Source organism: Mycobacterium sp. E3298, from assembly GCF_001666895.1.
In the GTDB taxonomy this organism is placed as follows: domain Bacteria; phylum Actinomycetota; class Actinomycetes; order Mycobacteriales; family Mycobacteriaceae; genus Mycobacterium.
Genome location: NZ_LZJB01000170.1, coordinates 1 through 23,102, shown reverse-complemented (window position 1 = coordinate 23,102; position 23,102 = coordinate 1). Strand labels below are relative to the sequence as shown.

26 protein-coding genes, 3 tRNA genes and 1 pseudogene are annotated in these 23,102 nt (G+C 69.2%); 12 read left to right on the top strand and 18 right to left on the bottom strand.

Annotation, left to right across the window (positions count from 1 at the left end; translation table 11 throughout):
- On the bottom strand, positions 1-153 hold a 153-nt coding region (locus A9X05_RS30935; RefSeq protein WP_197498967.1), incomplete at its 3' end, for a carotenoid oxygenase family protein.
- Between the two features lie 71 nt (positions 154-224).
- Here A9X05_RS30935 and A9X05_RS07960 point away from each other — a divergent pair.
- Positions 225-903, top strand: a pseudogene (locus A9X05_RS07960) (TetR/AcrR family transcriptional regulator); the annotation flags it as partial.
- Between the two features lie 53 nt (positions 904-956).
- Here the strand turns inward: A9X05_RS07960 and rplL are convergent.
- From rplL to A9X05_RS07935, 5 genes are all read right to left on the bottom strand, one after another.
- On the bottom strand, positions 957-1,349 hold the full coding sequence (gene rplL / locus A9X05_RS07955; protein WP_055401244.1) for a 50S ribosomal protein L7/L12: 393 nt from the start codon (positions 1,347-1,349) through the stop codon (positions 957-959).
- Positions 1,350-1,392: 43 nt separating this feature from the next.
- Entirely contained in the window at positions 1,393-2,010 is a 618-nt protein-coding gene (gene rplJ, locus A9X05_RS07950) for a 50S ribosomal protein L10 (RefSeq protein ID WP_067757458.1), read from the bottom strand.
- A gap of 258 nt (positions 2,011-2,268) precedes the next feature.
- Positions 2,269-3,177, bottom strand: coding sequence for an ROK family protein (locus A9X05_RS07945; RefSeq protein WP_067780515.1), 909 nt, complete (start codon positions 3,175-3,177; stop codon positions 2,269-2,271).
- A 5-nt stretch (positions 3,178-3,182) separates the two neighbouring features.
- Positions 3,183-3,791 (bottom strand): malonyl CoA-ACP transacylase, encoded by a 609-nt coding sequence (locus A9X05_RS07940; RefSeq protein ID WP_067780510.1) that lies wholly within the window; start codon positions 3,789-3,791, stop codon positions 3,183-3,185.
- On the bottom strand, positions 3,788-7,942 hold the full coding sequence (locus tag A9X05_RS07935) for an NEW3 domain-containing protein (RefSeq protein ID WP_067780507.1): 4,155 nt from the start codon (positions 7,940-7,942) through the stop codon (positions 3,788-3,790). Before A9X05_RS07935 ends, A9X05_RS07940 begins: the two co-directional genes overlap by 4 nt.
- Positions 7,943-8,003: 61 nt before the next feature.
- On the opposite strand from A9X05_RS07935, the gene A9X05_RS07930 reads away from it, so the two are divergent.
- The 8 genes from A9X05_RS07930 (at position 8,004) to A9X05_RS07895 (ending at position 15,916) form a co-directional block, all read left to right on the top strand.
- A complete protein-coding gene (locus A9X05_RS07930) occupies positions 8,004-8,576 on the top strand; it encodes a DinB family protein (RefSeq protein ID WP_067780520.1) in 573 nt (190 codons plus the stop codon).
- A gap of 144 nt (positions 8,577-8,720) precedes the next feature.
- Positions 8,721-10,064: an AarF/ABC1/UbiB kinase family protein gene (locus A9X05_RS07925; RefSeq protein ID WP_067780501.1), complete on the top strand. Its 1,344-nt coding sequence runs from the start codon at positions 8,721-8,723 to the stop codon at positions 10,062-10,064.
- Complete coding sequence (locus tag A9X05_RS07920) at positions 10,064-10,972, top strand: alpha/beta fold hydrolase (protein WP_067757439.1); 909 nt, start codon at positions 10,064-10,066, stop codon at positions 10,970-10,972. Before A9X05_RS07925 ends, A9X05_RS07920 begins: the two co-directional genes overlap by 1 nt.
- Positions 10,973-11,059: 87 nt before the next feature.
- A complete protein-coding gene (locus A9X05_RS07915) occupies positions 11,060-11,920 on the top strand; it encodes a cyclopropane mycolic acid synthase family methyltransferase (RefSeq protein WP_067757436.1) in 861 nt (286 codons plus the stop codon).
- Between the two features lie 119 nt (positions 11,921-12,039).
- Positions 12,040-12,921, top strand: coding sequence for a cyclopropane mycolic acid synthase family methyltransferase (locus tag A9X05_RS07910; protein ID WP_067780499.1), 882 nt, complete (start codon positions 12,040-12,042; stop codon positions 12,919-12,921).
- Between the two features lie 80 nt (positions 12,922-13,001).
- Positions 13,002-13,898 (top strand): hydroxymycolate synthase MmaA4, encoded by an 897-nt coding sequence (gene mmaA4, locus A9X05_RS07905; protein ID WP_067757433.1) that lies wholly within the window; start codon positions 13,002-13,004, stop codon positions 13,896-13,898.
- A gap of 95 nt (positions 13,899-13,993) precedes the next feature.
- A complete protein-coding gene (locus A9X05_RS07900) occupies positions 13,994-14,689 on the top strand; it encodes a YciI family protein (protein WP_067757431.1) in 696 nt (231 codons plus the stop codon).
- A 9-nt stretch (positions 14,690-14,698) separates the two neighbouring features.
- Positions 14,699-15,916: an RNA polymerase sigma factor gene (locus A9X05_RS07895; RefSeq protein ID WP_067780495.1), complete on the top strand. Its 1,218-nt coding sequence runs from the start codon at positions 14,699-14,701 to the stop codon at positions 15,914-15,916.
- Positions 15,917-15,928: 12 nt separating this feature from the next.
- On the opposite strand, the gene rplA is transcribed toward A9X05_RS07895, so the two are convergent.
- The 12 genes from rplA to A9X05_RS07835 form a co-directional block, all read right to left on the bottom strand.
- Entirely contained in the window at positions 15,929-16,636 is a 708-nt protein-coding gene (gene rplA / locus A9X05_RS07890; protein WP_007167783.1) for a 50S ribosomal protein L1, read from the bottom strand.
- 77 nt (positions 16,637-16,713) lie between these two features.
- The gene (rplK, locus tag A9X05_RS07885) at positions 16,714-17,142 is read right to left on the bottom strand and encodes a 50S ribosomal protein L11 (RefSeq protein WP_067780493.1); all 429 of its coding nucleotides are present in this window, start codon (positions 17,140-17,142) and stop codon (positions 16,714-16,716) included.
- A 30-nt stretch (positions 17,143-17,172) separates the two neighbouring features.
- A complete protein-coding gene (gene nusG / locus A9X05_RS07880) occupies positions 17,173-17,916 on the bottom strand; it encodes a transcription termination/antitermination protein NusG (RefSeq protein WP_067757427.1) in 744 nt (247 codons plus the stop codon).
- A 26-nt stretch (positions 17,917-17,942) separates the two neighbouring features.
- Positions 17,943-18,398: a preprotein translocase subunit SecE gene (secE, locus tag A9X05_RS07875; RefSeq protein WP_067780491.1), complete on the bottom strand. Its 456-nt coding sequence runs from the start codon at positions 18,396-18,398 to the stop codon at positions 17,943-17,945.
- A 147-nt stretch (positions 18,399-18,545) separates the two neighbouring features.
- Positions 18,546-18,618, bottom strand: a tRNA-Trp gene (locus tag A9X05_RS07870).
- Positions 18,619-18,762: 144 nt separating this feature from the next.
- On the bottom strand, positions 18,763-19,260 hold the full coding sequence (hadC, locus tag A9X05_RS07865; RefSeq protein WP_067780489.1) for a (3R)-hydroxyacyl-ACP dehydratase subunit HadC: 498 nt from the start codon (positions 19,258-19,260) through the stop codon (positions 18,763-18,765).
- A gap of 3 nt (positions 19,261-19,263) precedes the next feature.
- Positions 19,264-19,692, bottom strand: a complete 429-nt coding sequence (gene hadB, locus A9X05_RS07860; RefSeq protein WP_067780486.1) for a (3R)-hydroxyacyl-ACP dehydratase subunit HadB — start codon at positions 19,690-19,692, stop codon at positions 19,264-19,266.
- Positions 19,679-20,158, bottom strand: a complete 480-nt coding sequence (gene hadA, locus A9X05_RS07855) for a (3R)-hydroxyacyl-ACP dehydratase subunit HadA (RefSeq protein WP_067757420.1) — start codon at positions 20,156-20,158, stop codon at positions 19,679-19,681. Before hadA ends, hadB begins: the two co-directional genes overlap by 14 nt.
- A 50-nt stretch (positions 20,159-20,208) precedes the next feature.
- A complete protein-coding gene (gene rpmG, locus A9X05_RS07850; RefSeq protein ID WP_007167776.1) occupies positions 20,209-20,376 on the bottom strand; it encodes a 50S ribosomal protein L33 in 168 nt (55 codons plus the stop codon).
- A gap of 45 nt (positions 20,377-20,421) precedes the next feature.
- Positions 20,422-20,495: transfer RNA gene (locus A9X05_RS07845), tRNA-Met, on the bottom strand.
- Between the two features lie 52 nt (positions 20,496-20,547).
- A tRNA-Thr gene (locus A9X05_RS07840) sits at positions 20,548-20,620 on the bottom strand.
- Positions 20,621-20,700: 80 nt separating this feature from the next.
- Positions 20,701-20,910, bottom strand: coding sequence for a type II toxin-antitoxin system VapB family antitoxin (locus tag A9X05_RS07835; protein ID WP_067757413.1), 210 nt, complete (start codon positions 20,908-20,910; stop codon positions 20,701-20,703).
- A gap of 110 nt (positions 20,911-21,020) precedes the next feature.
- Between A9X05_RS07835 and A9X05_RS07830 the strand changes: the two genes are divergently transcribed.
- The 3 genes from A9X05_RS07830 to A9X05_RS07820 form a co-directional block, all read left to right on the top strand.
- The gene (locus A9X05_RS07830) at positions 21,021-21,734 is read left to right on the top strand and encodes an MBL fold metallo-hydrolase (RefSeq protein WP_067780484.1); all 714 of its coding nucleotides are present in this window, start codon (positions 21,021-21,023) and stop codon (positions 21,732-21,734) included.
- A 60-nt stretch (positions 21,735-21,794) separates the two neighbouring features.
- On the top strand, positions 21,795-22,628 hold the full coding sequence (locus tag A9X05_RS07825) for a hypothetical protein (RefSeq protein ID WP_067780481.1): 834 nt from the start codon (positions 21,795-21,797) through the stop codon (positions 22,626-22,628).
- A gap of 20 nt (positions 22,629-22,648) precedes the next feature.
- A partial coding sequence (locus A9X05_RS07820) for a crotonase/enoyl-CoA hydratase family protein (RefSeq protein WP_156736551.1) occupies positions 22,649-23,102 on the top strand: 454 nt, incomplete at its 3' end.

The window sequence follows — 23,102 nt, the reverse complement described above, 5'->3', positions numbered from 1 at the left end:
GGGGTTGGGACCGTTGCGCAGGTAGCGGCCGTCGAGGTGTTCGGGGATGCGTCCGGTGACCGGCAGGTCGGTCGCGGTCACCTCGGCGCCCACCGGCGCCAGCAGGCCCTCGAGGTACTGGTTCCGGGTTTCGGCGGTGTGCGCGACAGTCATCGCTGAGCTCCTATAACATTGATATGACGCTGTTATTTTGACGCTACGCCACGGATGGGAGGATGGCAACGATGACTTCGGAATTGACTCGAGGGCAGCGCGGCGTCCGCGACGAGATGCTGCGCGCCGCGGTCGGCCTGCTGCACGAGCACGGCCCGGACGCGCTGCAGACCCGCAAGGTCGCCGGCGAGGCCGGAACGTCGACGATGGCGGTGTACACCCACTTCGGCGGGATGCGCGGCCTGATCGCCGAGGTGGCCGAAGAGGGCTTGCGCCAGTTCGACGCCGCGCTGGCGGTGCCCGCGACCGACGATCCGGTCGCCGACCTGTTCGTCATCGGTGCGGCCTACCGGCGCTACGCCATCAGGCACCCGCACATGTATCGGCTGATGTTCGGCAGCACCAGCGCGCACGGCATCAACGCCCCCGCGGGCAACGTGTTGACGCTGACGGTCGACGAGATCGAGCAGGACGTGCCCGGCTTCGTGCACGTCGTCCGGGCGGTCCGCCGATCGATACTCGCCGGCCGCATCACCGCCTGCGCCCCGGACGACGACCCGACGATCGTCGCCACCGCGGCCCAGTTCTGGTCCCAGGTGCACGGCTTCGTGATGCTGGAGCTGGCCGGCTTCTACGGCGACGACGGCGCGGCCGTCGCGCCGGTGCTCATCTCGATGTTCACCAATTTGCTTGTAGCACTGGGTGATTCCGCCGAGCGGATCGCCCTGTCGGTGCAGTCCACGCGCTGAGGACCACGAAACCCCCGGGAGCCGCAGGGCGGTCCCGGGGGTTTCGGCGTGGAGCTACTTGACGGTGACGGTGGCGCCGGCGGCCTCGAGCTTGGTCTTGGCCTCGTCGGCGGCCTCCTTGGCGACCTTCTCCAGCAGCGGCTTGGGTGCGCCGTCGACCAGGTCCTTGGCCTCCTTGAGGCCCAGGCCGGAGACGATCTCGCGGACGACCTTGATGACGCCGATCTTCTTGTCGCCGGCGGCCTCGAGGATGACGTCGAACTCCGACTGCTCCTCGGCGGCCTCGGCGGGGGCGCCACCGGCGGCCGGGCCGGCCGCGGCGACGGCGACCGGGGCGGCCGCGGTGACCTCGAAGGTCTCCTCGAACTTCTTGACGAAGTCGGAGAGCTCCAACAGGGTCATTTCCTTGAAGGCGTCGAGCAGGTCGTCGGTGGACATTTTCGCCATGGTGTGGGTCCTTCCTTGTGTTCCCAGGTTTGCGGGTTGGTTTTTATTCGGCTTCGGCCGGTGCCTCGGCCGTTTCGGCCGGTGCCTCGGGGGTTTCTTCTGCGGGCGCCGCCGGGGCTTCCGCGACCGGAGCGGCGGGCTCCGGCTCGGCGGGCTTCTTTTCCTGCAGGGCGGCCAACAGGCGGGCCATCTGCGAGGTCGGGGCGGCGAACAGGCCGGCCGCCTTGGCGAGGTTGCCCTTCATGGCGCCGGCCAGCTTGGCCAGCAGCACCTCGCGCGACTCGAGGTCGGCGATGCGCTCGACCTCGGCGACGGTCAGCGCGCGACCGTCCATGTAGCCGCCCTTGATGACCAGCGCCTTGTTGTCCTTGGCGAAGGTCTTGATGGCCTTGGCGGCGTCGACCGGCTCGCCGGTGACGAATGCGATCGCGGTCGGCCCGGCGAACAGCTCGTCGAGGCCTTCGACGCCCGCCTCGGACGCCGCCCGCTTGATCAGCGTGTTCTTGGCCACCGAGTAGGTGGCCGAGCCGCTGAGCGACCGGCGCAGCTCGGCCAGGTTCGCCACGGTCAACCCGCGGTACTCGGTGATCAGGGTCGCGGTCGCCTCCCTGAACTGCTCGGCGATGTCGGCAACGGCGGTGGCTTTGTCAGCCCTGGCCATGCGTACCTCCTGAAGTGAAAGCCATGCGACGTGTCGTCTGTGATCACCCGTGGAACGACGAACGCCCCGGCGCAGGATGCGGCCGGGGCGTGAACGCGCGCCGGCGCGGGCCGGCGCTGCTGCCTCGTCCTCCTGCGTGGGCCGCCGGGATGCTCCCGGACCTTCAACCGATTGCTCGGTGACCGACGGTCTTCGGTGGATCGGGCACCAGGATAGCCTGACCCGCCCCCGTCAGCCAAAACGGCGGCCGTCGTGCGGTCAGCGCAGGCCGGCCAGCCTGGCCGCGCCGACCAGGCCCGCCTCGCCGCCGAGTTCGGCGGACACCACCCGCAGGCCGGCCAGGAAGTCCAGCCGGGCGTACTCGGCCAGCTTCTCCCGCAGGGGGTCGAAGAGCAGGCCACCGGAGTTGGCGACGCCTCCCCCGATGACGACGAGATCCAGGTCGCAGACCGCGCCGACCGAGGCGATCATCGCCGCGAGCGCGGTGGCACCCCGGCGGAATGCCCGGCCCGCCAACGGATCCCCGGCCGCCGCCGCGGCGGCCAGGTCGCGGGCGCCGGCCGAGGGCGGGGCGGACCACCCGTTGGCCCGCGCCCAGCGCACCATGGACGGCCCGGACGCGATCGCCTCGACGCAGCCGCGCCCGCCGCACACGCAGGGCGGACCGCCGTCCTCCACCACCACGTGCCCGACGTGGCCGGCGTTGCCGGTGCGGCCGGTGTACGGGACGCCGCCGAGCACCAGCCCGCCGCCCACCCCGGTGGACACCACCATGCCCAGCAGGAAGTCCGCGCCGCGGCCCGCGCCACGCCAGTGCTCGCCCAGCGCCATGCACAGGCCGTCGCCGCCGAGCCGCACGGGCACGCCCGGCACCGCGGCCGCGACGCGGTCGCGCAGCGGGAACCGTTGCCAGCCTTTGATGTTGACGGGGCTGACGGTTCCGGCGCGCACGTCGATGGGGCCGGCCGACCCGATGCCCACCGCGGCGACCGCACCGCCGGCCGCGCGCAGCGCGTCGGCGATCGCCGCATGGAGAGCGGCCCACACCTCCTCAGCCGCGCCGCCGCCCGGCGTGGGCCGGACGACGGTGTGCACCAGCGCGCCGTCGGGGTCGGCGAGGCCGGCGGCGATCTTGGTGCCGCCGATGTCCAGGCAGAGGGTGAGCATCGCGATCAGTGCCGGTGGGTGTTGTCGGGTTGGCGGGGGTCGCCGGGATGCTCGTAGCCGGGAGCGAGCCGCACCAGCGCGGCCCGCCGCGCGTCCAGCCACACCCGGAAGGCGCGGCGGCGCGCGGCGCCGAGCAGATGGCCGGCGATCGCCGACCGCACGTCGTCCAGCTGCGGCGTGGCCGGCGGCGACCGCCAGCCGTGCGAATCGCGGCCCGGCGCGGCGAACCGCAACGGGTTGCGGGCGTGGTAGGAGGCCACCTCCTCGTCGGGGACCCGCACGGCGGCGGTGACGTCGGCGAACAGCGCCCGCGCGCGGGGGTCGGCCAGCACGGCGGCCGCGACGCTGCCGATCTCCAGCCGGGCCGTCGCGTCGGGCAGCAGCTCCTCCTCGCTCGGCGCGCCCCGCCCGCGCAGGCCGCGGGCCTCGACCTCGGCGGCGACGACCCGCTCGGTCACGATCAGCTGGGTCAGCCAGCGCCGCAGTTGACGCCCCTCGGCGGTGCCGACGGCCGGCAGTGCGGCCGCGCCCCGCCGGGCGCGCAGCCGCGTTTCGGCGGCGTCGACCTCGTCGACCGGGACCGCAACGCCGGCGACCGTCGCGACCTCGCTCATGTCACGGTCACCCTGATCGCCGGGGTGTAGACCAGCCGGCCGGCGCAGCCGACCCGAACCAGGGCCCACCACCGGCCCGGCTCCAGCCAGGGCGGCGGGGTCACCGAAAAACGGAGGCGGGCGCTGCCGCGGGCGGGCAGGACCGCGCCCGCCGCGGCGGGGCCCAGCCACTCCCAGGTTCCCCACGGGCTGATCAGATGAGCCTCGAGCGCGAGGTCCGCCCCGGCGCGGCTGCCGACCGTGACGGTCAGCGCCGCCGTGGCCCCGGCTGCCAACTCGACGTCGGCGGGCCCCTCGGCGAGGTAAATCAGCTCCCCCTCGTCGGTCGCGCCGACCTCGACGAGGCACACGTCCTCGACCGTCTGTCGCCACGCGGCCGGGGCCTCGTCGCCGGCGATGCGGAGCTGGGCCCTGACCGGGTAGCGCCCCGGGCGGGCGTGGGCGGGCACCGACACCGCCACGTCGGCCTCCCGGAAGTCGCCGCTGCGCAGCGTGAAGGGGAGTTCGTCGGGCTTGGCCGACCAGCCCTCCGGGCAGACCACGGTGACCGTGCCGGTCAGCGTGGCATCGCTGCAGTCGCTGACCGCGGTGAGCCGCAGCACGACCTCGCCGCCCGGCTCGGCGGGCGCCCGCACGGGATGCAGATGCGCGACGGCCGGCAGCCCACCCAGCGGCGCGGGGCCCCGGTTGTGCAGCCAATAGCGCGCGTACAACGGCTGGGCGGTTTCCGCGTGCGGGGCCAGCGCGACCGACGCCGCCGGCGCGCGCGGGGTATCGAAACGGGCCAGCACGGTGGCGACCTGGTAGCCGTGCAGGTCGAGCGGGCGGCCGTCGCGCGCGGTTTCGAGCAGGTCGGCCGGGCGGATGTCGGCGAGTTCGCCGACGTCGGAGCCGATCACCACGTCGGCCCGCTCCCCCGTCGTCTCCACCAGGCGCAGCGCCACCGCGCGCGGATCGACCGGCCGGGCGCTGCCCGCCGTGAGCGGGTTGCCGGCCGCCTTCACGGCGGCCAGCTGCACCCGGTCGGCGGGTTCGACGCGCAGCAGTGACCCGGCCGCGGGCGCCGCGCCGCCCGCCCCGCCCGCGGGGACGGCGAGCAGCGGATGGCCGAACTGCGCGCTGCGGCTCGGGATTTCGGCACGCCGCCAGTCACCGTCGCCGCAGACCAGCGCGTAATCGAAGGCGTGCGTCCAGTGCTGGAGTTGGAAGTTCGAGCCGTCCGGGGCGGTGCGGCGTGGCTCGTCGATCCAGGTGCCCGACGGCCAGCCGGTGCAGGAGCGCATCAACGCGGTGTGCAGCGTGCCCTCGGAGTCGACGGCGAAGCTGGGGACGCCGCGGTTGAGCAGGGCGACGGTGCGGTCGTCGAACTCGTCGGTGCCCGCCGGTGCTCGCTGGGTGACGACGATTTCGGCGTCGCGGAGGTCGTCGGCCACCGCCGCGATCGCGGCCGCCAGGCCCGGCTCGTCGCGGCCGGCGATCACCAGCACCGGCAGCGCCGCCGGCGCGCGCAGGTCGGCGCCGGGCACCCACACCTTCGCCAACGGCGCCGCGGCCGGCACCCAGACCGCGGCCCGGCCCGCCGTCGCCAACTGGCGGTCGAGCTCCTCGGCGTACACCGGATCGGCCTGCGCCAGCACCGTCTTGGTGAAGGCGTTGCGGGCCGGCCCGCCCAGCGCGATCCGCACGTCGGGCAGGTTCGAATCGACGTCGAGGTCGCCGTAGCGGGACTTGTCCGCGCCGCTGCAGGTGGCCGTCACCCCGGCGCGCACCAGGGCGACCATCAGCTCGCGCGCCAGCGGTCCCGACACCGCCTCGTCCGGCGTCACCACCTCGGCCACCGAGATCGCCCGCACGGCCTGGCCGTGCGGCGGGCCCACCCGAACGCGCGCCGCCGACGACAGGCCGAACCAGCCGTACGCCGGGTTGTCCAGCGTCCAGAGGTGCTGCGCGGTGTCCACCGAGCGGGCGCCGTCATGCAACAGGGCGAAGCCCCGCCCCACGACGGCGTCGCCCACCTCGCTGACCGGCATGGCGCCGGGCACCGGGCAGGGCCAGCGCAGCCGCACCAGCCGGTCGGCCCCGGTGAACTCGTCGATGGTCGTGCGGCAGTCCACCCGCTCGACGCCGTGCCACAGGGTGATGGTCTGCGTGTAGCGCAGCAGCGCGCCGATCCGGCCGGTGACGACCAGCCGCTGCCCCAACGGGCCGCGGAAGGCCCGCGCCCGGGCCGGCGACTCCGACGAACACACCACCGGCCCCTTCGGCAGTAGGTGCCACGGCCCCTCGCCCTGCGTCGGGTGCGACGGGTATTCCTCGTAGACGGCCAGCTCGTTGCCCACCCGGCCGTCGGCGATCAGCTCCCGGCCGTCGTGGCTGAGGGAAACCACTCCCCCGCCACGCGCCGGGTCGACCTCGACGCGGTAGCGCTCGCCGGCGATCGCCGTGCCGGGCACCTCCTCCCAGCCGGCCGGGCCGTCGCCGGGAACGAGCCGGTAGGCCCGCCAGCCCAGCGACGGCACGTCGCGCGCCAGCCAGCTGACCGACCGGCCCTCATCGCCGACGTGTGCGGGCAGCTCGCTGCCGTCCGTGTCCAGCACCCGCACCCCGGCCCCGAGTGGCGCGTCCAGCCGCGCGGTGACGATGTCGGTGCGCTGCCGCGACAACGGGTTCCACACCACGACGTCCCCGCCGAGCGCGCGGGACAACAGCGCCAGCGCGGCGTCGCGGGTCGCGCGGCCCAACTCCCACGCGTCGCGCCAGCCGGTCAGCAGGTCGAGGTACACCTGGTCGGACTCCGACCCGGTGATGGCGTCGTGATGCGCCCCGTACGCCAGCTGCACCCACGCCTTGGCCAGGGCTGCCTGCGGGTGCTCGGCGCCGGCCGTCAGCCCGGCGAACACGGCGAACCGCTCGGCTTCCAGGACGGCGTTCTCCGCGGCCCGGTTGGCTTGCTTGGTGTCGATGTAGGACACGTCCTTGCCGGTGTAGATCGGGTTCATGTCGCGGGTCTGCGGCGACGGGACGTGCCCGCGCTCGGCCAACTCGGCGCGCACGGCCGCGAAGAACTCCCGTGGCAGTGCGCACACGAAGCGCGGCCAGGCGTAGCGAGCCGCCCAGTCGCGGTGGATGGCGGTGACCCACTTGTTCGGCGGCGTGTAGTCGGTGCCGACCGGCAGCAGCACGTTGCGCGTCAGCGCGACCCGCTTGAGCCGACGGAACAGCGCGTAGGTGGCGTCCTCGGCTTCGGCCAGCGATGCCGACTCGTCCATCCCCCAGCCCGCCCCGTAGTGCGCGGGCATGTAGTGGGTCAGCAGTCCGCGGCCCGACGGCGCGATCCACTCGAACTCGCTGCAGAACTGCATGCGGTCGACGTCACCGCCCGGGCCCCACTGGTGGTGCGGACCCCGGGCCCACGAGCTCGACGTCAGGCCCGCGTCGGCGGCCATCCCGGGGAATTGCGGGTCGTGGCCGAACACGTCGAGCTGCCAGGCCGTGGCCGGGTCCGCGCCCAGGACGTGACGCTGAAACCCCATGCCGTGCACCAGGTTTCGGATGGTGGTCTCCGGGCCGGTGAGGTTCGTGTTGGGTTCGTTGTAGGTGCCGCCCATCACCTCCACGCGGCCCTGCGCCAGGAAGCGGCGCAGGTCGGCGCGGTCCTCGGGGTGGGTGTCCCAATACGGCTTGAGGTAGTCGACCTCGGCCAGCACGAACTTGTACTCCGGCTCGCGGCGGGCCATCTCCAGGTGCGCGTGGACCAGCTCGAAGCTGTTGGTCTGCCGGCCCGGCGGGTCGGAGACCCACTCGCTGGTGTACGCGCCCTGGGTGTTCCACCACACCGGGTCGTAGTGGAAGTGACTGACCATGAACATCGTCCAGCCGGGCTCGGCCACGACGAACTCGAACGGCTGCCGGGCGCCGGCGGCCAGTGCCCGCGTCGCCCGCCGCTGCCCGACGACCGGGCGGTCCACCCTGACCGGGACCTCGACGACCTCGTCGCCGGCAACGGCCACCGCCTCCCCGCTCACGCCGTCCCCGTCGATGCGGATCGGCGTCGGCTCGGTCACCGCGGAGACGGTCACCCGCGCCAGCTGCGCCGGAGCGTCCCGCGGCCCGACGAACAGCTCGGTCGAGTGGGCCGAAACCAGCTGCATCCCCGCACTTTACGGCCTGCCGGCCATCTACGATCGGCTAATGCCCGCCCTCGCCCCGCCGGTGTCCGACGAACGCAGCGCCCTGCGCGAGTACCTGGCGTTCCACCAGAGCGCCTACTTCGCGGTCAGCTACGGCCTCACCGACGAACAGGCCCGGTCCACCCCCTCGGTCAGCGCGCTGTCGATCGGCGGGCTGATCAAGCACGTCACCGCGATGCAGCGCAGCTGGATGGGACGCGTCGCCGCCGCGCCGGGCGCGCCGCCGAAAGACCCGCGACCGTTCGAGCAGATCGCGCAGGAGTTCGCCGACCAGCACGTGATGCGGCCGGACGAGACGCTGGACGGGTTGCTGCGGGCCTTCGAAGAACAGAACGCGGAATCGCTGCGGTTGGTGGAGACCGCGGACCTCGACGCCGCGGTGCCGGTGCCGAAGGACATCCCCTGGTTCCCGAAGAACCAGGAGGCCTGGTCGGTGCGCTGGGTGATCCTGCACGTCATCAACGAGCTGGCCCGGCACGCCGGGCACGCCGACATCGTCCGCGAATCCATCGACGGCGCCACCATGTACGAGTTGATCGCGGCGCTGGAGGGCTGGGCGATCGAGGGCTGGGTGCAGCCCTGGGCGAGACCCTGATCGCGGGCCCGCACCGAACGTGCACTCAGCGCGAAATGCGGGCCGGTTTGTCGCCATGAATGCACGCTCGGCGCTCCGCAGTTTTCGGTGAGCGCCGTCACAGCGAATTGGGCCTCGACACCGCCGATTTGGCAGACTGCTGGAATGAGCTCTACCAAACATCGAGACGTGGCCAGGCTTGACCGGGTGCCGCTGCCGATCGAAGCGGCCCGGGTGGCCGTCACCGGTTGGCAGGTCACCCGCACCGCCGCGCGCGTCATCACCAAGCTGCCGGGCAAGGGTCCGTGGCAGCAGAAGGTGATCAAGCAGCTCCCGCAGACCTTCGCCGACCTCGGCCCGACGTATGTGAAATTCGGGCAGATCATCGCGTCCAGCCCCGGGGCGTTCGGCGAATCGCTGTCCCGCGAGTTCCGCGGCCTGCTCGACCGGGTGCCGCCCGCCGACACCGAGGAGGTGCACAAGCTGCTCGTCGAGGAACTCGGCGGCGACCCCGCCGAGCTGTTCGCCAAGTGGGAGGAGGAGCCGTTCGCGTCGGCGTCCATCGCCCAGGTGCATTACGCGACGCTGCACACGGGGGAAGAGGTCGTCGTCAAGATCCAGCGCCCGGGCATCCGCCGCCGCGTCGCGGCCGACCTGCAGATCCTCAAGCGCTTCGCCCAGGCCGTCGAGCTGGCCAAGCTGGGCCGCCGGCTCTCCGCGCAGGACGTGGTCGCCGACTTCTCCGACAACCTGGCCGAGGAGCTGAACTTCCGCCTCGAGGCGCAGTCGATGGAGGCGTGGGTATCACACCTGCACGCCTCGCCGCTGGGCCGCAACATCCGGGTGCCGCAGGTGTTCTGGGACTTCACCAGCGACCGGGTGCTGACGATGGAGCGGGTGCAGGGCATCCGCATCGACGACGTCGCCGCCGTCCGCAAGGCCGGGTTCGACGGGACCGAGCTGGTCAAGGCGCTGCTGTTCTCGCTGTTCGAGGGCGGGCTGCGGCACGGACTGTTCCACGGCGACCTGCACGCGGGCAACCTCTACGTCGACGACGAGGGCCGCATCGTGTTCTTCGACTTCGGGATCATGGGCCGCATCGATCCCCGCACCCGCTGGCTGCTGCGCGAGCTGGTGTACGCGCTGCTGGTGAAGAAGGACCACGCCGCGGCGGGCAAGATCGTGGTGCTGATGGGCGCCGTCGGCACCATGAAGCCCGAGGCCCAGGCCGCCAAGGACCTGGAGAAATTCGCCACCCCGCTGACCATGCAGACGCTGGGCGACATGTCCTACGCCGACATCGGGCGGCAGCTGTCGGCCCTGGCCGACGCCTACGACGTGAAGCTGCCCCGCGAGCTGGTGCTGATCGGCAAGCAGTTCCTCTACGTCGAGCGATACATGAAGCTGCTGGCGCCGAAGTGGCAGATGATGTCCGACCCGCAGCTGACCGGCTACTTCGCGAACTTCATGGTCGAGGTGAGCCGCGAGCACCAGTCAGAAGAGGTCTGATGGAGGTCCGCACCGGGCACGCCACCTCGGACGGCGAGGTGAAGCTGTACTACGAGGACATGGGCGACATCGACCACCCGCCCGTGCTGCTGATCATGGGGCTGGGCGCCCAGCTGGTGCTGTGGCGAACCGCCTTCTGCGAGCGGCTGGTCGACCACGGGCTGCGCGTGATCCGGTACGACAACCGCGACGTCGGCCTGTCGAGTAAGACCCGGCACCGCGGTTCGGGCCAGCCGCTGGTGACGCGGTTGGCCCGCTCCTGGCTGGGGCTGCCGAGCGACGCGCCGTACAAGCTCGAGGACATGGCCGACGACGCCGCGGCCGTCCTGGATCACCTGGGGATCGAGCACGCACACATCGTGGGCGCGTCGATGGGCGGCATGATCGCCCAGATCTTCGCCGCACGATTCCGAGAGCGGACCAAGACCCTGGGCGTCATCTTCTCCAGCAACAATTCGGCCTGCCTGCCGCCGCCCGGCCCCCGCCAGTTGCTCGCGCTGATCAAGGGCCCGGCGCCGGACTCGCCACGCGACGTGATCGTCGACAACGCGATCCGGGTCAGCAAGATCATCGGCAGCCAGCGCTACCTGGCGCCCGAGGAGCAGCTGCGGGCCGAGGCCATCGAGAGCTACGAACGCAGCTACTACCCGTGGGGTGTCGCCCGGCACTTCGACGCCGTGCTGGGCAGCGGCAGCCTGAAGCACTACAACCGGCGCACCGCCGCACCGACCGTGGTGATCCACGGCCGGGCCGACAAGCTGATGCGCCCCTTCGGGGGCCGCGCGGTGGCCAGGGCCATCGACGGCGCTCGATTGGTGTTATTCGACGGGATGGGACATGATCTGCCACAGCAGTTGTGGGATCAGGTGATCGGCGTGCTGACGAGCAACTTCGCCAAGGCGAGCTGAGCCAAAATCACTCGAACGAAACGCTTCCCCTACGATCTCAGTCCGAGTCGCCGGGTTGTACGGTTGTCAAAGGAGGTGGGTCCACCAATGGCCAAGCTGAAGCCGTATTACGAAGAGTCGCAGGCAACCTACGACATTTCAGACGACTTCTTCGCGCTGTTTCTCGACCCCAACATGGTGTACACCTGCGCGTACTACAAAAACGACGACATGACGCTGGAAGAGGCGCAGCTGGCCAAGCTCGACCTGGGGCTGGACAAGCTGAAGCTCGAGCCGGGAATGACGGTGCTCGACGTCGGTTGTGGCTGGGGCGGGGCCGTGGTCCGCGCGGTCGAGAAGTACGACGTCAACGTCATCGGCATCACGCTCAGCCGCAACCATTACGCCCGCACCAAGGAGAGGCTGGCCGCGATCGGAACGACGCGGCGGGCCGAGGCCCGGCTGCAGGGCTGGGAAGAATTCGACGAGCAGGTCGACCGGATCATGAGCTTCGAGGCCTTCGACGCCTTCAAAAAGGAACGCTGGCCCGCCTTCTGGGATTGGGCGTACAAGACGCTGCCCGATAACAGCCGGATGATGATGCACAGCATCTTCACCTATCCGCAGTCGTCGTGGAAGGATCGCGGCATTCAAATCACGATGTCGGATCTGCGTTTCTTCCATTTCCTGGGAAAGGAAATCTTCCCCGGCGGCCAGATGTGCGGCGAGACCGATATCGTCGACCTCGCGCAAGCCAGCGGCTTCTCGATCGAGCAGGTCCAATACCTGCAGCCGCATTACGCCCGGACGCTGGACACCTGGGCCGCCAATCTGGAGGCCAACCGCGAACAGGCCATCGCCATCCAGTCCGTCGAGGTCTACGACCGCTTCATGCGCTACCTGACCGGCTGCGCGGACCTGTTCCGCAAGGGCATCTCGAACGTCGCCCAATACACGCTCACCAAGTAGCGGCCGGCGCGCAAAAACTCCGGCGCACGCGCGCGCCGCTGCGCCGTTTCGGGTCCCCGGCGAGTACCGTCCCCGAGTGGGCGGCCACCCCATCGGTGCCCGTCCCCTGGGGAGGACAGATGTCTGACAACCCGGCCGGCGCTGCGCGTGCGCGATGCAACTCGGACGACGTGCGGGCGCACTACGACCTCTCGAACGAATTCTTCGCGCTCTTCCAGGATCCGACCCGGACATATAGCTGCGCGTACTTCCCCCGCGCGGACATGACCCTTCAGGAAGCGCAGCTGGCCAAGCTCGACCTGACCCTGGACAAGCTCGGGCTCCAGCCGGGGATGACCCTGCTCGACGTCGGCTGCGGCTGGGGTTCGGCGCTCAAACGCGCCGTGGAGCGCTACGACGTCAACGTCGTCGGGTTGACCCTGTCCAGGAACCAGCACGCATTCTGCCAGCAGATGCTCGACGGGATCGACACCCACCGGTCGCGGCGGGTACTGCTGTGCGACTGGTCCGAGTTCAGCGAACCGGTGGACCGCATCGTCACCATCGAGGCGTTGGAGCACTTCGGCTTTCACCGCTACGACGACTTCTTCAAGTTCGCCTACACCTCGCTGCCCGGCGACGGCGTGATGCTGCTGCACTCGATCACCGGGTTGCACGGAAAGCAGGTCATCGAGCGCGGCCTGCCGCTGACGATCGAGGTCGCCAAGTTCATCAGGTTCATCGTGACCGACATCTTCCCGGGCGGCCGCCTGCCGATGATCGAAACCATCGAGCAGCACGCGGCGAAGGTCGGCTTCGGGGTCACCCGCGTGCAGTCGCTACGGGCCGACTTCGCCAGGACCCTCGATCTGTGGGCTGAGGCCCTGCGAGCGCGCAGGGAGGAGGCCGTCGAGATCCAGTCCGAGGAGGTGTACGAGCGCTACATGCGGTACCTGACGGGCTGTGCCAGGGCTTTCCGTACGGGCTACATCGACTGCAACCAATTCACGCTGCAAAAGTAAGGTTGGGTATCGTTGCACGTCACACCCGAGGCAAGTGCGCGGGAAATACGCAGTGAACTTCATCCAGGAGAACAAGACTAATGGCTGATCAACCGGCTAGCCCGACGAAGATTCGGACGGCTCCCGAGGACATCCAGGCGCACTACGACGTCTCCGACGACTTCTTCGCCCTGTTCCAGGACCCGACGCGGACCTACAGCTGCGCCTACTTCGCGCGCGACGACATGACGCTGGAAGAGGCGCAATACGCCAAGATCGACCTGAACCTGGACCAGCTGGACCTCAAGCCGGGCATGACCCTGCTGGACATCGGCTGCGGCTGGGGCACCACCATGAAGCGCGCCGTCGAGCGGTTCGACGTCAACGTCATCGGTCTGACGCTGTCCAAGAACCAGCACGCCCGCTGCGAGCAGGTGTTGGCGTCGATCGACAGCGACCGTTCGCGCCAGGTCCGGCTGCAGAACTGGGAGGACTTCAACGAGCCCGTCGACCGCATCGTGTCGATCGAGGCCTTCGAGCACTTCGGGCACGAGAACTACGACGACTTCTTCAAGCGGACGTTCGACATCATGCCCGAGGACGGCCGGATGACCGTGCAGAGCAGTGTCAGCTTCCACCCGTACGAACTGGCCGCCCGCGGCAAGAAGCTGACCTTCGAGACGGCGCGGTTCATCAAGTTCATCATCACCGAGATCTTCCCGGGTGGCCGGCTGCCGTCCACCCAAATGATGGTCGACCACGGCGAGAAGGCGGGCTTCGTTGTGCCCGAACCGCTTTCGCTGCGTCCGCACTACATCAAGACGCTGCACATCTGGGGTGACAACCTCGAGGCGAATAAGGACAAGGCCATCGAGGTGACCTCCGAAGAGGTCTACAACCGCTACATCAAGTACCTGCGCGGGTGCGAGCACTACTTCACCGACGAGGCGCTCGACGTCAGCCTGGTGACGTACCTGAAGCCGGGAGCCGTCAGCTGATTTTCGCCGCCCCTGTCGGATTAGGGCTGCGTCGTTCGTCGGATAGGTAGAGAGTGGAGCACGGGGCTTCGCTCGCTATCTGGAGGTGACGAGACATGCAGTACTTCGCCTTGTTGATCAGCAGGGAACAAGATCGCGCGCCCGAAGGCCCGGACGCGATGGCCGCCTGGGGGAAGTTCCACGCCAAGGCCGGCGCGGCGATCAAATCCGGGGACGCCCTGGCGCCCGCCGCCGCCGCGGCGGTCATCACCGGGGGCCCGGACGCGCCGGTGGTCACCGACGGACCCTTCGCCGAATCGGCCGAGGTGGCCTGCGGCTTCTACCTGTTCGAGGCCGAAAACCTCGACGAGGCGCTGGCGTTGGCGCGCGACGTCCCGCTCGCCACGTTCGGCGCGGTCGAGGTGTGGCCCACGGTGCACTCGGTCGAGCTGTCCCGCGAGCTCACCGGCAACGACTGGCTCGCGCTGCTTCTGGAGCCGGCCGAATCCGCGCACACCCCGGGCACACCGGAGTGGGAGGCGGTGGCGGCGAAGCACGCCGATCTCCACGCGGCCGCGGGTGATCACATCATCGGCGGCGCCGCGTTGCACGATCGGTCCACGGCGACGACCGTGCGGGTGCGCGACGGCGAGGTTTTGATCACCGACGGTCCCTACGTGGAGGGCGCCGAAATCGCCACCGGGATCTACCTGTTGAGTGCCGCGGACCGCGAAGAGGCCGTCAAGCTGGCGTCGATGATCCCCGCCTCGACGGTGCAGGTGCGGCAGCTGGCTGGGCTCTCGGGGCTCTGAGCGACGCCGGTGTCCGACCTGGACGGCGTCTTTCGTCGGGAATGGGGGCCCGCCGTCGCCGCGCTCGCGCGGTGGTCCGGCGACCTCACCGTCGCGGAGGACGCCGTCCAGGAAGCCTGCGCCGAGGCGCTTCGCAGCTGGGGCCGCGACGGTCCGCCGGACAATCCCGGCGGCTGGCTGGTGACCGTCGCCCGCAACCGGGCGCGCGATCGCCTGCGTCGCGAAACCATCCGCCCCGGAAAGGAATTGGCGGCCGTGATCGACGAAATCCGGGCGCGCACCGATCACACCGACCCGTCTCCGGTGCGCGACGACGAACTGCGGATGATGTTCACCTGCGCGCACCCCGCCCTGGACCGCCAGTCGCAGCTGGCGCTAACCCTGCGGCTGGTGTCGGGGTTGACCGTCACCGAGATCGCCCGCGCGCTGTTGCAGACCGACGCGGCGATCGGCCAGCGGATCACGCGCGCCAAGAGCAAGATTCGGCACGCGAACATCCCGCTGCGGGTGCCGCCGGCCGAGCTGCTGGGTGAGCGCACCCCGCACGTGCTGGGTTGCGTGTATTCGGTGTTCACCGAGGGGTATTGGTCGACGGCCGGCCCGTCGGCGATCCGCGACGAACTGTGCGACGAGGGGATCCGGCTGGCCGGCGAGTTGTGCGCGCTGATGCCGCAGGAACCCGAGGCCCACGCGCTGGCCGCCCTGATGCTGCTGCACGATTCGCGGCGAGCCACGCGGGTGGGCGACACCGGGATGCTGGTGCCGCTCGAGGAGCAGGACCGCCGCCGGTGGGACCGCGGCCGCATCGCCCGGGGCCTGGATCGGCTTCGCCTGGCCGAGGGATCGACCGGCCCCTACCTCCCGCAGGCGGTGATCGCCGCGGTGCACGCGACGGCGCCCTCCTGGGAGAAGACGGACTGGGCCACCATCTGCGCGGCCTACGACCGGCTGGTGCGGCTGACCGATTCGCCGGTCGTGCGCGCCAACCGCGCCCTGGCGGTCGGATTCCGCGACGGCCCGGACGCCGGCCTGGCCGCCCTGGACGAGGTGGCGCACGACGCCCGGTTAAGCCGCTCCAACCTGGTCGCGACGGTGCGCGCCGACCTGCTGCGGCGCGCCGGCAGGCCGGCCGATGCCGTCACCTGGTACCGAGAAGCGTTGGCGGTCAACGGTTCCGAGCCGGGCCGCGAGTTCCTGCGGCGGCGCATCGCTGAGTGCGGCGGGTAGCCGCCCCGCGACTCAGGCCTCGGCGAAGTTCCGGGTGACCGACGGGTCCACCGGGATGCCCGGGCCCGTGGTCGTCGACACGGTGATCTTCTTCAGGTAACGGCCCTTCGAGGCGGACGGCTTGAGCCGCAGCACCTCGTCGAGGGCGGCGCCGTAGTTCTCCGCGAGGGCCTTCTCGTCGAAGGACGCCTTGCCGATGACGAAGTGCAGGTTGGCCTGCTTGTCGATGCGGAAGTTGATCTTGCCGCCCTTGATGTCGGCCACCGCCTTCGCGACGTCCGGGGTGACGGTACCCGTCTTGGGGTTGGGCATCAGGCCGCGCGGACCCAGGACGCGGGCGATGCGCCCGACCTTGGCCATCTGGTCGGGCGTCGCGATCGCGGCGTCGAAGTCCAGGAAGCCGCCCTGGATCTTCTCGATCAGGTCGTCGCTGCCGACGATGTCGGCCCCGGCGGCCTGCGCCTGCTCGGCCTTGTCGCCGACCGCGAACACCGCGACCCGGGCGGTCTTACCGGTGCCGTGCGGCAGGTTGACCGTGCCGCGGACCATCTGGTCCGCCTTGCGCGGGTCGACGCCGAGCCGGATCGCCACCTCGACCGTCGCGTCCTGCTTGGCCGAGGCGGTCTCCTTGGCGAGCTTGGCCGCCTCCAGCGGGCTGTACAGGTTGTTGCGGTCCACCTTCTCGGCGGCGGCGCGGTATGCCTTGCTGTTCTTGCTCATTCGATCAATCCAATCTCGTGGTTGGTTGTGGTTAGTCGGGCCGAAGCTGGCCCTCCCACGTCTAGCTGAGTTCGTCCCTATTCGACGGTGATCCCCATCGACCGGGCGGTGCCGGCGATGATCTTGGCGGCCGCGTCGATGTCGTTGGCGTTGAGGTCGGTCTTCTTGGTCTCGGCGATCTCGCGAACCTGGTCCCAGGTGACCTTGGCGACCTTGGTCTTGTGCGGCTCGGCCGAGCCCTTGCCCACGCCCGCGGCCTTGAGCAGCAGCTTGGCGGCCGGCGGCGTCTTGAGCGCGAAGGTGAAGCTGCGGTCCTCGTAGACCGTGATCTCCACCGGGATGACCTGGCCGCGCTGGTTATCCGTGGCAGCGTTGTAGGCCTTGCAGAACTCCATGATGTTGACGCCGTGCTGGCCGAGCGCGGGTCCGACCGGCGGGGCGGGGTTGGCCTGCCCGGCCACGATCTGCAGCTTGATCAGCCCAACGACTTTCTTCTTCGGGGCCATGGGTGTTGGTGTTCCTTCCTAGCTAACGTTCTAAATCTTCGAAACCTGGCTGAACGTCAATTCCACCGGCGTCTCGCGGCCGAAGATCGACACCAGCACCTTGAGCTTCTGCTGTTCGCCGTTGACCTCGCTGATGGTCGCGGGCAAGGTCGCGAACGGCCCGTCCATGACCGTCACCGACTCGCCGACCTCGTAGTCGACCTCGACGGCCGGCCGCTCCAGCCCGCCGGCCTCGGCGGCGGCGGCGGTGGTGGCCGCGCCCTTGGCGGCCTTCTTGGCCGCGCCACGCGGCAGCAGGAACTTGACCACGTCGTCAAGCGTCAGGGCCGACGGCCGCGACGTCGCGCCGACGAACCCGGTGACGCCGGGGGTGTTGCGGACCGCGGCCCACGAGTCGTCGGTCAGGTCCATGCGCACCAGGATGTAGCCCGGCAGCACCTTGCGGTTGACCTGCTTGCGCTGGCCGTTCTTGATCTCGGTGACCTCTTCGGTGGGCACCTCGACCTGGAAGATGTAGTCGCCGACGTCCAGGTTCTGCACGCGGGTCTCGAGATTGGCTTTGACCTTGTTCTCGTATCCCGCGTAGGAGTGGATCACGTACCAGTCACCCGGCTTGCTGCGCAGCTCCGCCTTGAGCGCGGCCGCCGGGTCGACCTCTTCGGTCGACTCCTCGGGGGCTTCGGCCGCCGAGGTTTCCGTGGTCTCGGCGTCCTCGGTGCGCTCTTCTACGTCGACCGCTTCACCCGCGGACGTGTCACCGTCGAAGGTAGTCACGGTTTTCAGTCCTCTCTATCCATCGCTCAGCCGAACACCAGCAGCACGAGCTTGGTGAGGCCAAAATCCGCGAGGCCGACCAGCGCCACCATGAAGGCCAGGAACGCCAGCACCACCGACGTGTAGGTGATCATCTGCTTGCGGTTCGGCCAGATGACCTTCCGCATCTCCGCAACCACCTGCTTGAGGTAGTTGAAGACGAAGACGAACGGGTTGGCCGAACGGTCTCCGGGCTTCTTCGGCTTCTTGCCCTTCTTGGCCTTCTTGGCTTTGGCGCCCTTGTCCTCCTTGGCGGCCTCCGCCTCGTCCGCCGACTCTACGTCGACGTCCTGGCCCGTGTCGGCCGCTCGCTGCCGAGATCGTTTGCCGGTCGGGCGCTGCGGCCGCGTCACCACAGCGGTCCGGCCGCCGCTCGCGCGGTCGTCCTCCCTGTCGGCGCCGTCGCTTGTGGCGTCGTTGGCAGCGTCGCCTTCGTCGCTCACCGCATGCTCCTTAAGTTTGCCGGTCTCCCGCGGGCCGTCCCGTGGTGGACGGCCACTATTCCAGTGTCCACCATGGCACGCCTTTCTATTGTCCGGCTCCTCCTCGGGCCCGGTGCGGCCCGCATCGTCGCCAGACGTCGCGTTCAGCAGGGGCGACAGGACTTGAACCTGCAACCTGCGGTTTTGGAGACCGCTGCTCTGCCAGTTGAGCTACGCCCCTTCGCGGTTGGCAGGCCAACCTGCGCTTACCTACCGGGGCTTACATGACACGCGCGCCCTCCGATCGCTCGAATCCCGGAAAGCGCGCTGATGCTGGGAAAACCCCGAGGTCCGAGTGTACATCGACGCGGGAGTCAGATACTAATTACGCCGTCCTGACGACCTGGCCGGACTCCGGGTCCCATTTGAGGTTCTCCGACTCTGCGTACTGGCTCATCAGCGTCGTGTAGGACTGCAGGACCACCCGGCCCTCATCGTCGGTGCAGGTGTTCCTGGTGACCACGATGTCGGCGCCGAACCGCTCGTCGACCGAGTGGATGTCCATCCGGGCCCACAGCTTGTCGCCGGCCTTGATCGGCCTGGAGAAAACGAACCGCTGGTCGACCTGGACGATCACCAGGGTCTCCATGCCGATGTCGACGTGGCGGAAGAAGTCGAGCTGGACCAGCTTGGCGAAGATCGTCGCATAGGTCAGCGGCGCCAGGATCGCGTCGTGGCCGAGTTCGGCGGCCGCGTCCTCGCTGTAATGGGCCGGGTGGCGGTCCTTGACGGCCAACGCAAACTGGCGGAGTTGTTCACGGCCCACGACGAAGTAGTCCGGGTACCGCCAGATCATTCCGCGGATGTCGGTTTTGAGCGCCATGGGCTACGCGAGGGTCGCGGACGCGATGGCCCTACCGAAGATCTTCTTGCCGCCGGTGGTGGCCGTCAACGCGATGGTCACGGACTTGGTTTCCGGGTCAGCCGACTTCACCCGGCCGTTGAAGACCAGCTCGGCGCCCATGCCGTCGTTGGGCACAGGCACCACCGCGGTGAACCGCACGTTGTACTCGGTGACCGCGCCGGGGTCACCGATCCACGCGGTGACATAGCCGCCGCCGATGCCCATGGTCAGCATGCCGTGCGCGATCGCGGTGTCCAGCCCGACGACCTTGGCCATCTCGTCGTCCCAGTGGATCGGGTTCAGGTCACCCGAGACGCCCGCGTAATTCACCAGGTCCTGACGGGTCAGCGGGTAGGTCCGCTCCGGGAGCTGATCGCCCACCTTCACCGAGCTGAACTCACGCAGTGGCATCAGAAAATCCCTCTTCTCCATCCTCGCCCGCACGGCCCGCCAGGGTCGTGTAGGTCTCTTGCACAACATCACCGGCCTCGTTGGTGATGATGTTCTTGGTCACGATGATCTGGGTGCCGTGCGAAACCCGCATCGAGTCGACGTAGACGTCGCAGTACAGCGTGTCGCCCGCCACGATCGGCGCCATGAACTTCAGCACCTGGTCGACCTGCACGATCTGCGCGTCGTGGACGGCAACGTTCGCGTGCTTGAAGAACGCCGACTGCGCCTTGTAGCCGAATACGCAGATGAACGTCAGCGGCGCCAGCAGGCCGGCATAGCCCAGCTCCGCGGCCGCCTTCTCCTCGAGGAACATGGCGTCGTCGTTCTGCACGGCGACGGCGTACTCACGGATCTTCTCCCGCTCCACGACGTAATGGTCGGGATAGCGGTAGTGCATCCCGACGATGCTCTCGCTTAACGGCACGGCTCTAAAATCTACCTAGTCAGGGGCGAATAACGGGTCGCGGGTCGCCGCTAGCGCGTTTCCCGGTGGGCCTGGTGCTTGCCGCAGTTCGGGCAGAACTTCTTCAGTTCCATGCGGTCCGGGTCGTTCCGGCGGTTCTTCTTGGTGATGTAGTTGCGGTGCTTGCACACCTCGCAGGCCAAGGTGATCTTCGGCCGGACGTCGGTACTGGAAGCCATGACGGTTCTCTCTCAACTCTCTAAAAAGTGCGCGTTGTTGTGTTGTAGCGATGGCCGGACTCGAACCGGCGACCTAACGATTATGAGTCGTTCGCTCTAACCGACTGAGCTACATCGCCTCTGGCCACCCCTTTTGGGGTAGGGCCGCCCACGCCTGCTCGGCGTCCGCCGAGCCCCCTAACGGAATCGAACCGTTGACCTTTTCCTTACCATGGAAACGCTCTACCGACTGAGCTAAGGGGGCCGTTCACCCGAATCGGACGCGGTGCCGCGGGCCTAAAAGAGGGTACAGCCTGGCCCGCAACCGGACCAAACCCACGGGCGCTACGGGGCGGCGCCACCGCTGGGACGGGGCCGCCAGGCGCTCAGGTCGCTGAACTCGTCGTACTCCTCGGCCGGTTCGTCGGCGTCGGCCTCGGTGAGCAGGGTGCGCAATGCCAGGTTGACGGCCTCGCGGGCATCGGCCAGATGGAAGCGGCGGATCGCCTCGTCGATCAGATCGACGTCGATCTCGATTTCGACCTTCTTCCTCATGCGCCAACAATACCCAGCGGGCGTGAGCCCAATCGCTGCTCGCGGGCGGTGTCCGGCAAAGTTCACGCCGGGGCCGTGGCCCCCGGCCGGGCACGCCCTAGTCTGGTCACGTGTCAACGGACCGGCTGTACTTTCGCCAACTGCTCTCCGGCCGCGACTTCGCCGCCGGCGACATGTTCGCGACCCAGATGCGCAACTTCGCCTACCTGATCGGCGACCGCCAAACGGGCGACTGCGTGGTGGTCGACCCCGCGTACGCGGCCGGTGATCTTCTCGACACGCTCGAGGCCGACGGCATGCACCTGTCCGGAGTGCTGGTGACCCATCACCATCCCGATCACGTCGGCGGATCGATGATGGGCTTCTCGCTGCAGGGCCTGGCCGAGCTGCTGGAACGCAAAGCTGTGCCGGTACACGTCAATACCCATGAGGCGCAATGGGTTTCGCGGGTGACCGGGATCAGCCTCGGGGATCTCACCGCCCACGAGAATCACGACAAGGTCAGCATCGGGGACATCGAGATCGAGTTGCTGCACACGCCCGGCCACACGCCCGGCAGTCAGTGCTTCCTGCTCGACGGTCGCCTGGTCGCCGGTGACACGTTGTTCCTGGAGGGCTGCGGGCGCACCGACTTTCCCGGCGGCGACTCCGACGAGATGTACCGCAGCCTGCAGCAACTCGCGACACTGCCCGGTGACCCGACGGTCTTTCCGGGACACTGGTATTCGGCGGAGCCGAGCGCTTCGCTGTCGGAGGTCAAGCGTTCCAACTACGTGTATCGCGCCGCGGACCTCGCCCAATGGCGAATGTTGATGGGCGGCTGACGGTCGCTCGGCCACAACGGGCCGGCCACCGGCCTGTGATATAAGCGGAGGGTGGATTCCATGGGGTGGATCCAGGACAGCTGGCACGGGATCACAAACGTCGGATCCAGCACCTGGATTGCGTGGGCGGCGTGGGCGGCGATTGCGCTCGCCGCCATCACCCTGGTCTTCACCAACAGGCAGATCACCCGCAACCGCCGGCTGGCCGCGGAGCAGACGCGCCCGCAGGTCTCGATGTTCATGGAACCGCACCCCGCCGACTGGCACGTGATCGAGCTGGTGGTCAGGAACTTCGGCCAGACCGCGGCGTACGACGTCACATTCTCGTTCGTCAACCCGCCGACGGTGGCCGAGTACGAGAACGCGACCGACGGCTACGCCGACGTCGTCGAACTGCGGCTCCCCCGCGAGCTGCCGTACCTCGCCCCCGGCCAGGAATGGCGGATGGTGTGGGATTCGGCGCTGGACCGCGCCGAGATAGGCAGCGGCATCGAGTCCCGCTTCACCGGCACGATCAGCTATTTCGATCAACCCGAGCGTCCGCGCGGCTGGCGGTTCTGGGAACGCGACCGCCGTCCGCTGGAAACTCAGGTGACGCTCGACTGGGATTCCCTGCCGCCCGTCCAGCGCATCGAGCTGATGACCACCCATGATCTGGCGAAGCGGGAGAAGCAGAAGCTGGAGCTGCTGCGCGGCCTGCTCACCTACTTCCACTACGCGAGCAAGGAAACCCGCCCCGAGGTGTTCCGCAGCGAGATCGAACGGATCAACGGCGCCGTGCGGGAAACGCAGGACAGATGGCGCACCCGCCAGCTCGACGACCCCACCGATGTCAGCCTGCGCTGGAGTGAGGCCCCGGACGACCTGGGCAAACACCACAGCCAGCCGGCGTGACGGCAAGGAGCCCAGCAACGATGAGCGGCCCGGTCCACTACAGCCTCAAGGATTCGATCGCGGTCATCCGGATGGACGACGGCAAGGTCAACGCCCTGGGCCCGACGATGCAGCAGGCCCTGGGCGAGGCGATCGACCGGGCCGAGGCGGACAACGCCGGGGCGCTGGTGATCACCGGCAACGAGCGGGTGTTCAGCGGCGGGTTCGACCTGAAGATCCTGACGTCCGGCGAGGCGCAGCCGGCGATCGACATGCTGCGCGGCGGCTTCGAACTGTCCTACCGGCTGTTGTCGCATCCCAAGCCGGTGGTGATGGCCTGCACCGGCCACGCCATCGCGATGGGGGCGTTCCTGCTCGCGTCGGGCGACCACCGGGTGGCCGCGCACGCCTACAACATTCAGGCCAACGAGGTGGCGATCGGCATGGTCATCCCGTATGCCGCGCTGGAGATCATGAAGCTGCGGCTGACGCAGT

Excerpts from the sequence above, each read along its gene's own strand:
- rplL (WP_055401244.1), bottom strand. The coding sequence starts at position 1,349 with ATGGCGAAAATGTCCACCGACGACCTGCTCGACGCCTTCAAGGAAATG.
- rplJ (WP_067757458.1), bottom strand. The coding sequence starts at position 2,010 with ATGGCCAGGGCTGACAAAGCCACCGCCGTTGCCGACATCGCCGAGCAG.
- A9X05_RS07945 (WP_067780515.1), bottom strand. The coding sequence starts at position 3,177 with ATGCTCACCCTCTGCCTGGACATCGGCGGCACCAAGATCGCCGCCGGC.
- A9X05_RS07940 (WP_067780510.1), bottom strand. The coding sequence starts at position 3,791 with ATGAGCGAGGTCGCGACGGTCGCCGGCGTTGCGGTCCCGGTCGACGAG.
- A9X05_RS07935 (WP_067780507.1), bottom strand. The coding sequence starts at position 7,942 with ATGCAGCTGGTTTCGGCCCACTCGACCGAGCTGTTCGTCGGGCCGCGG.
- A9X05_RS07925 (WP_067780501.1), top strand. The coding sequence starts at position 8,721 with ATGAGCTCTACCAAACATCGAGACGTGGCCAGGCTTGACCGGGTGCCG.
- A9X05_RS07920 (WP_067757439.1), top strand. The coding sequence starts at position 10,064 with ATGGAGGTCCGCACCGGGCACGCCACCTCGGACGGCGAGGTGAAGCTG.
- A9X05_RS07915 (WP_067757436.1), top strand. The coding sequence starts at position 11,060 with ATGGCCAAGCTGAAGCCGTATTACGAAGAGTCGCAGGCAACCTACGAC.
- A9X05_RS07910 (WP_067780499.1), top strand. The coding sequence starts at position 12,040 with ATGTCTGACAACCCGGCCGGCGCTGCGCGTGCGCGATGCAACTCGGAC.
- mmaA4 (WP_067757433.1), top strand. The coding sequence starts at position 13,002 with ATGGCTGATCAACCGGCTAGCCCGACGAAGATTCGGACGGCTCCCGAG.
- A9X05_RS07900 (WP_067757431.1), top strand. The coding sequence starts at position 13,994 with ATGCAGTACTTCGCCTTGTTGATCAGCAGGGAACAAGATCGCGCGCCC.
- rplA (WP_007167783.1), bottom strand. The coding sequence starts at position 16,636 with ATGAGCAAGAACAGCAAGGCATACCGCGCCGCCGCCGAGAAGGTGGAC.
- rplK (WP_067780493.1), bottom strand. The coding sequence starts at position 17,142 with ATGGCCCCGAAGAAGAAAGTCGTTGGGCTGATCAAGCTGCAGATCGTG.
- hadC (WP_067780489.1), bottom strand. The coding sequence starts at position 19,260 with ATGGCGCTCAAAACCGACATCCGCGGAATGATCTGGCGGTACCCGGAC.
- hadB (WP_067780486.1), bottom strand. The coding sequence starts at position 19,692 with ATGCCACTGCGTGAGTTCAGCTCGGTGAAGGTGGGCGATCAGCTCCCG.
- rpmG (WP_007167776.1), bottom strand. The coding sequence starts at position 20,376 with ATGGCTTCCAGTACCGACGTCCGGCCGAAGATCACCTTGGCCTGCGAG.
- A9X05_RS07835 (WP_067757413.1), bottom strand. The coding sequence starts at position 20,910 with ATGAGGAAGAAGGTCGAAATCGAGATCGACGTCGATCTGATCGACGAG.
- A9X05_RS07825 (WP_067780481.1), top strand. The coding sequence starts at position 21,795 with ATGGGGTGGATCCAGGACAGCTGGCACGGGATCACAAACGTCGGATCC.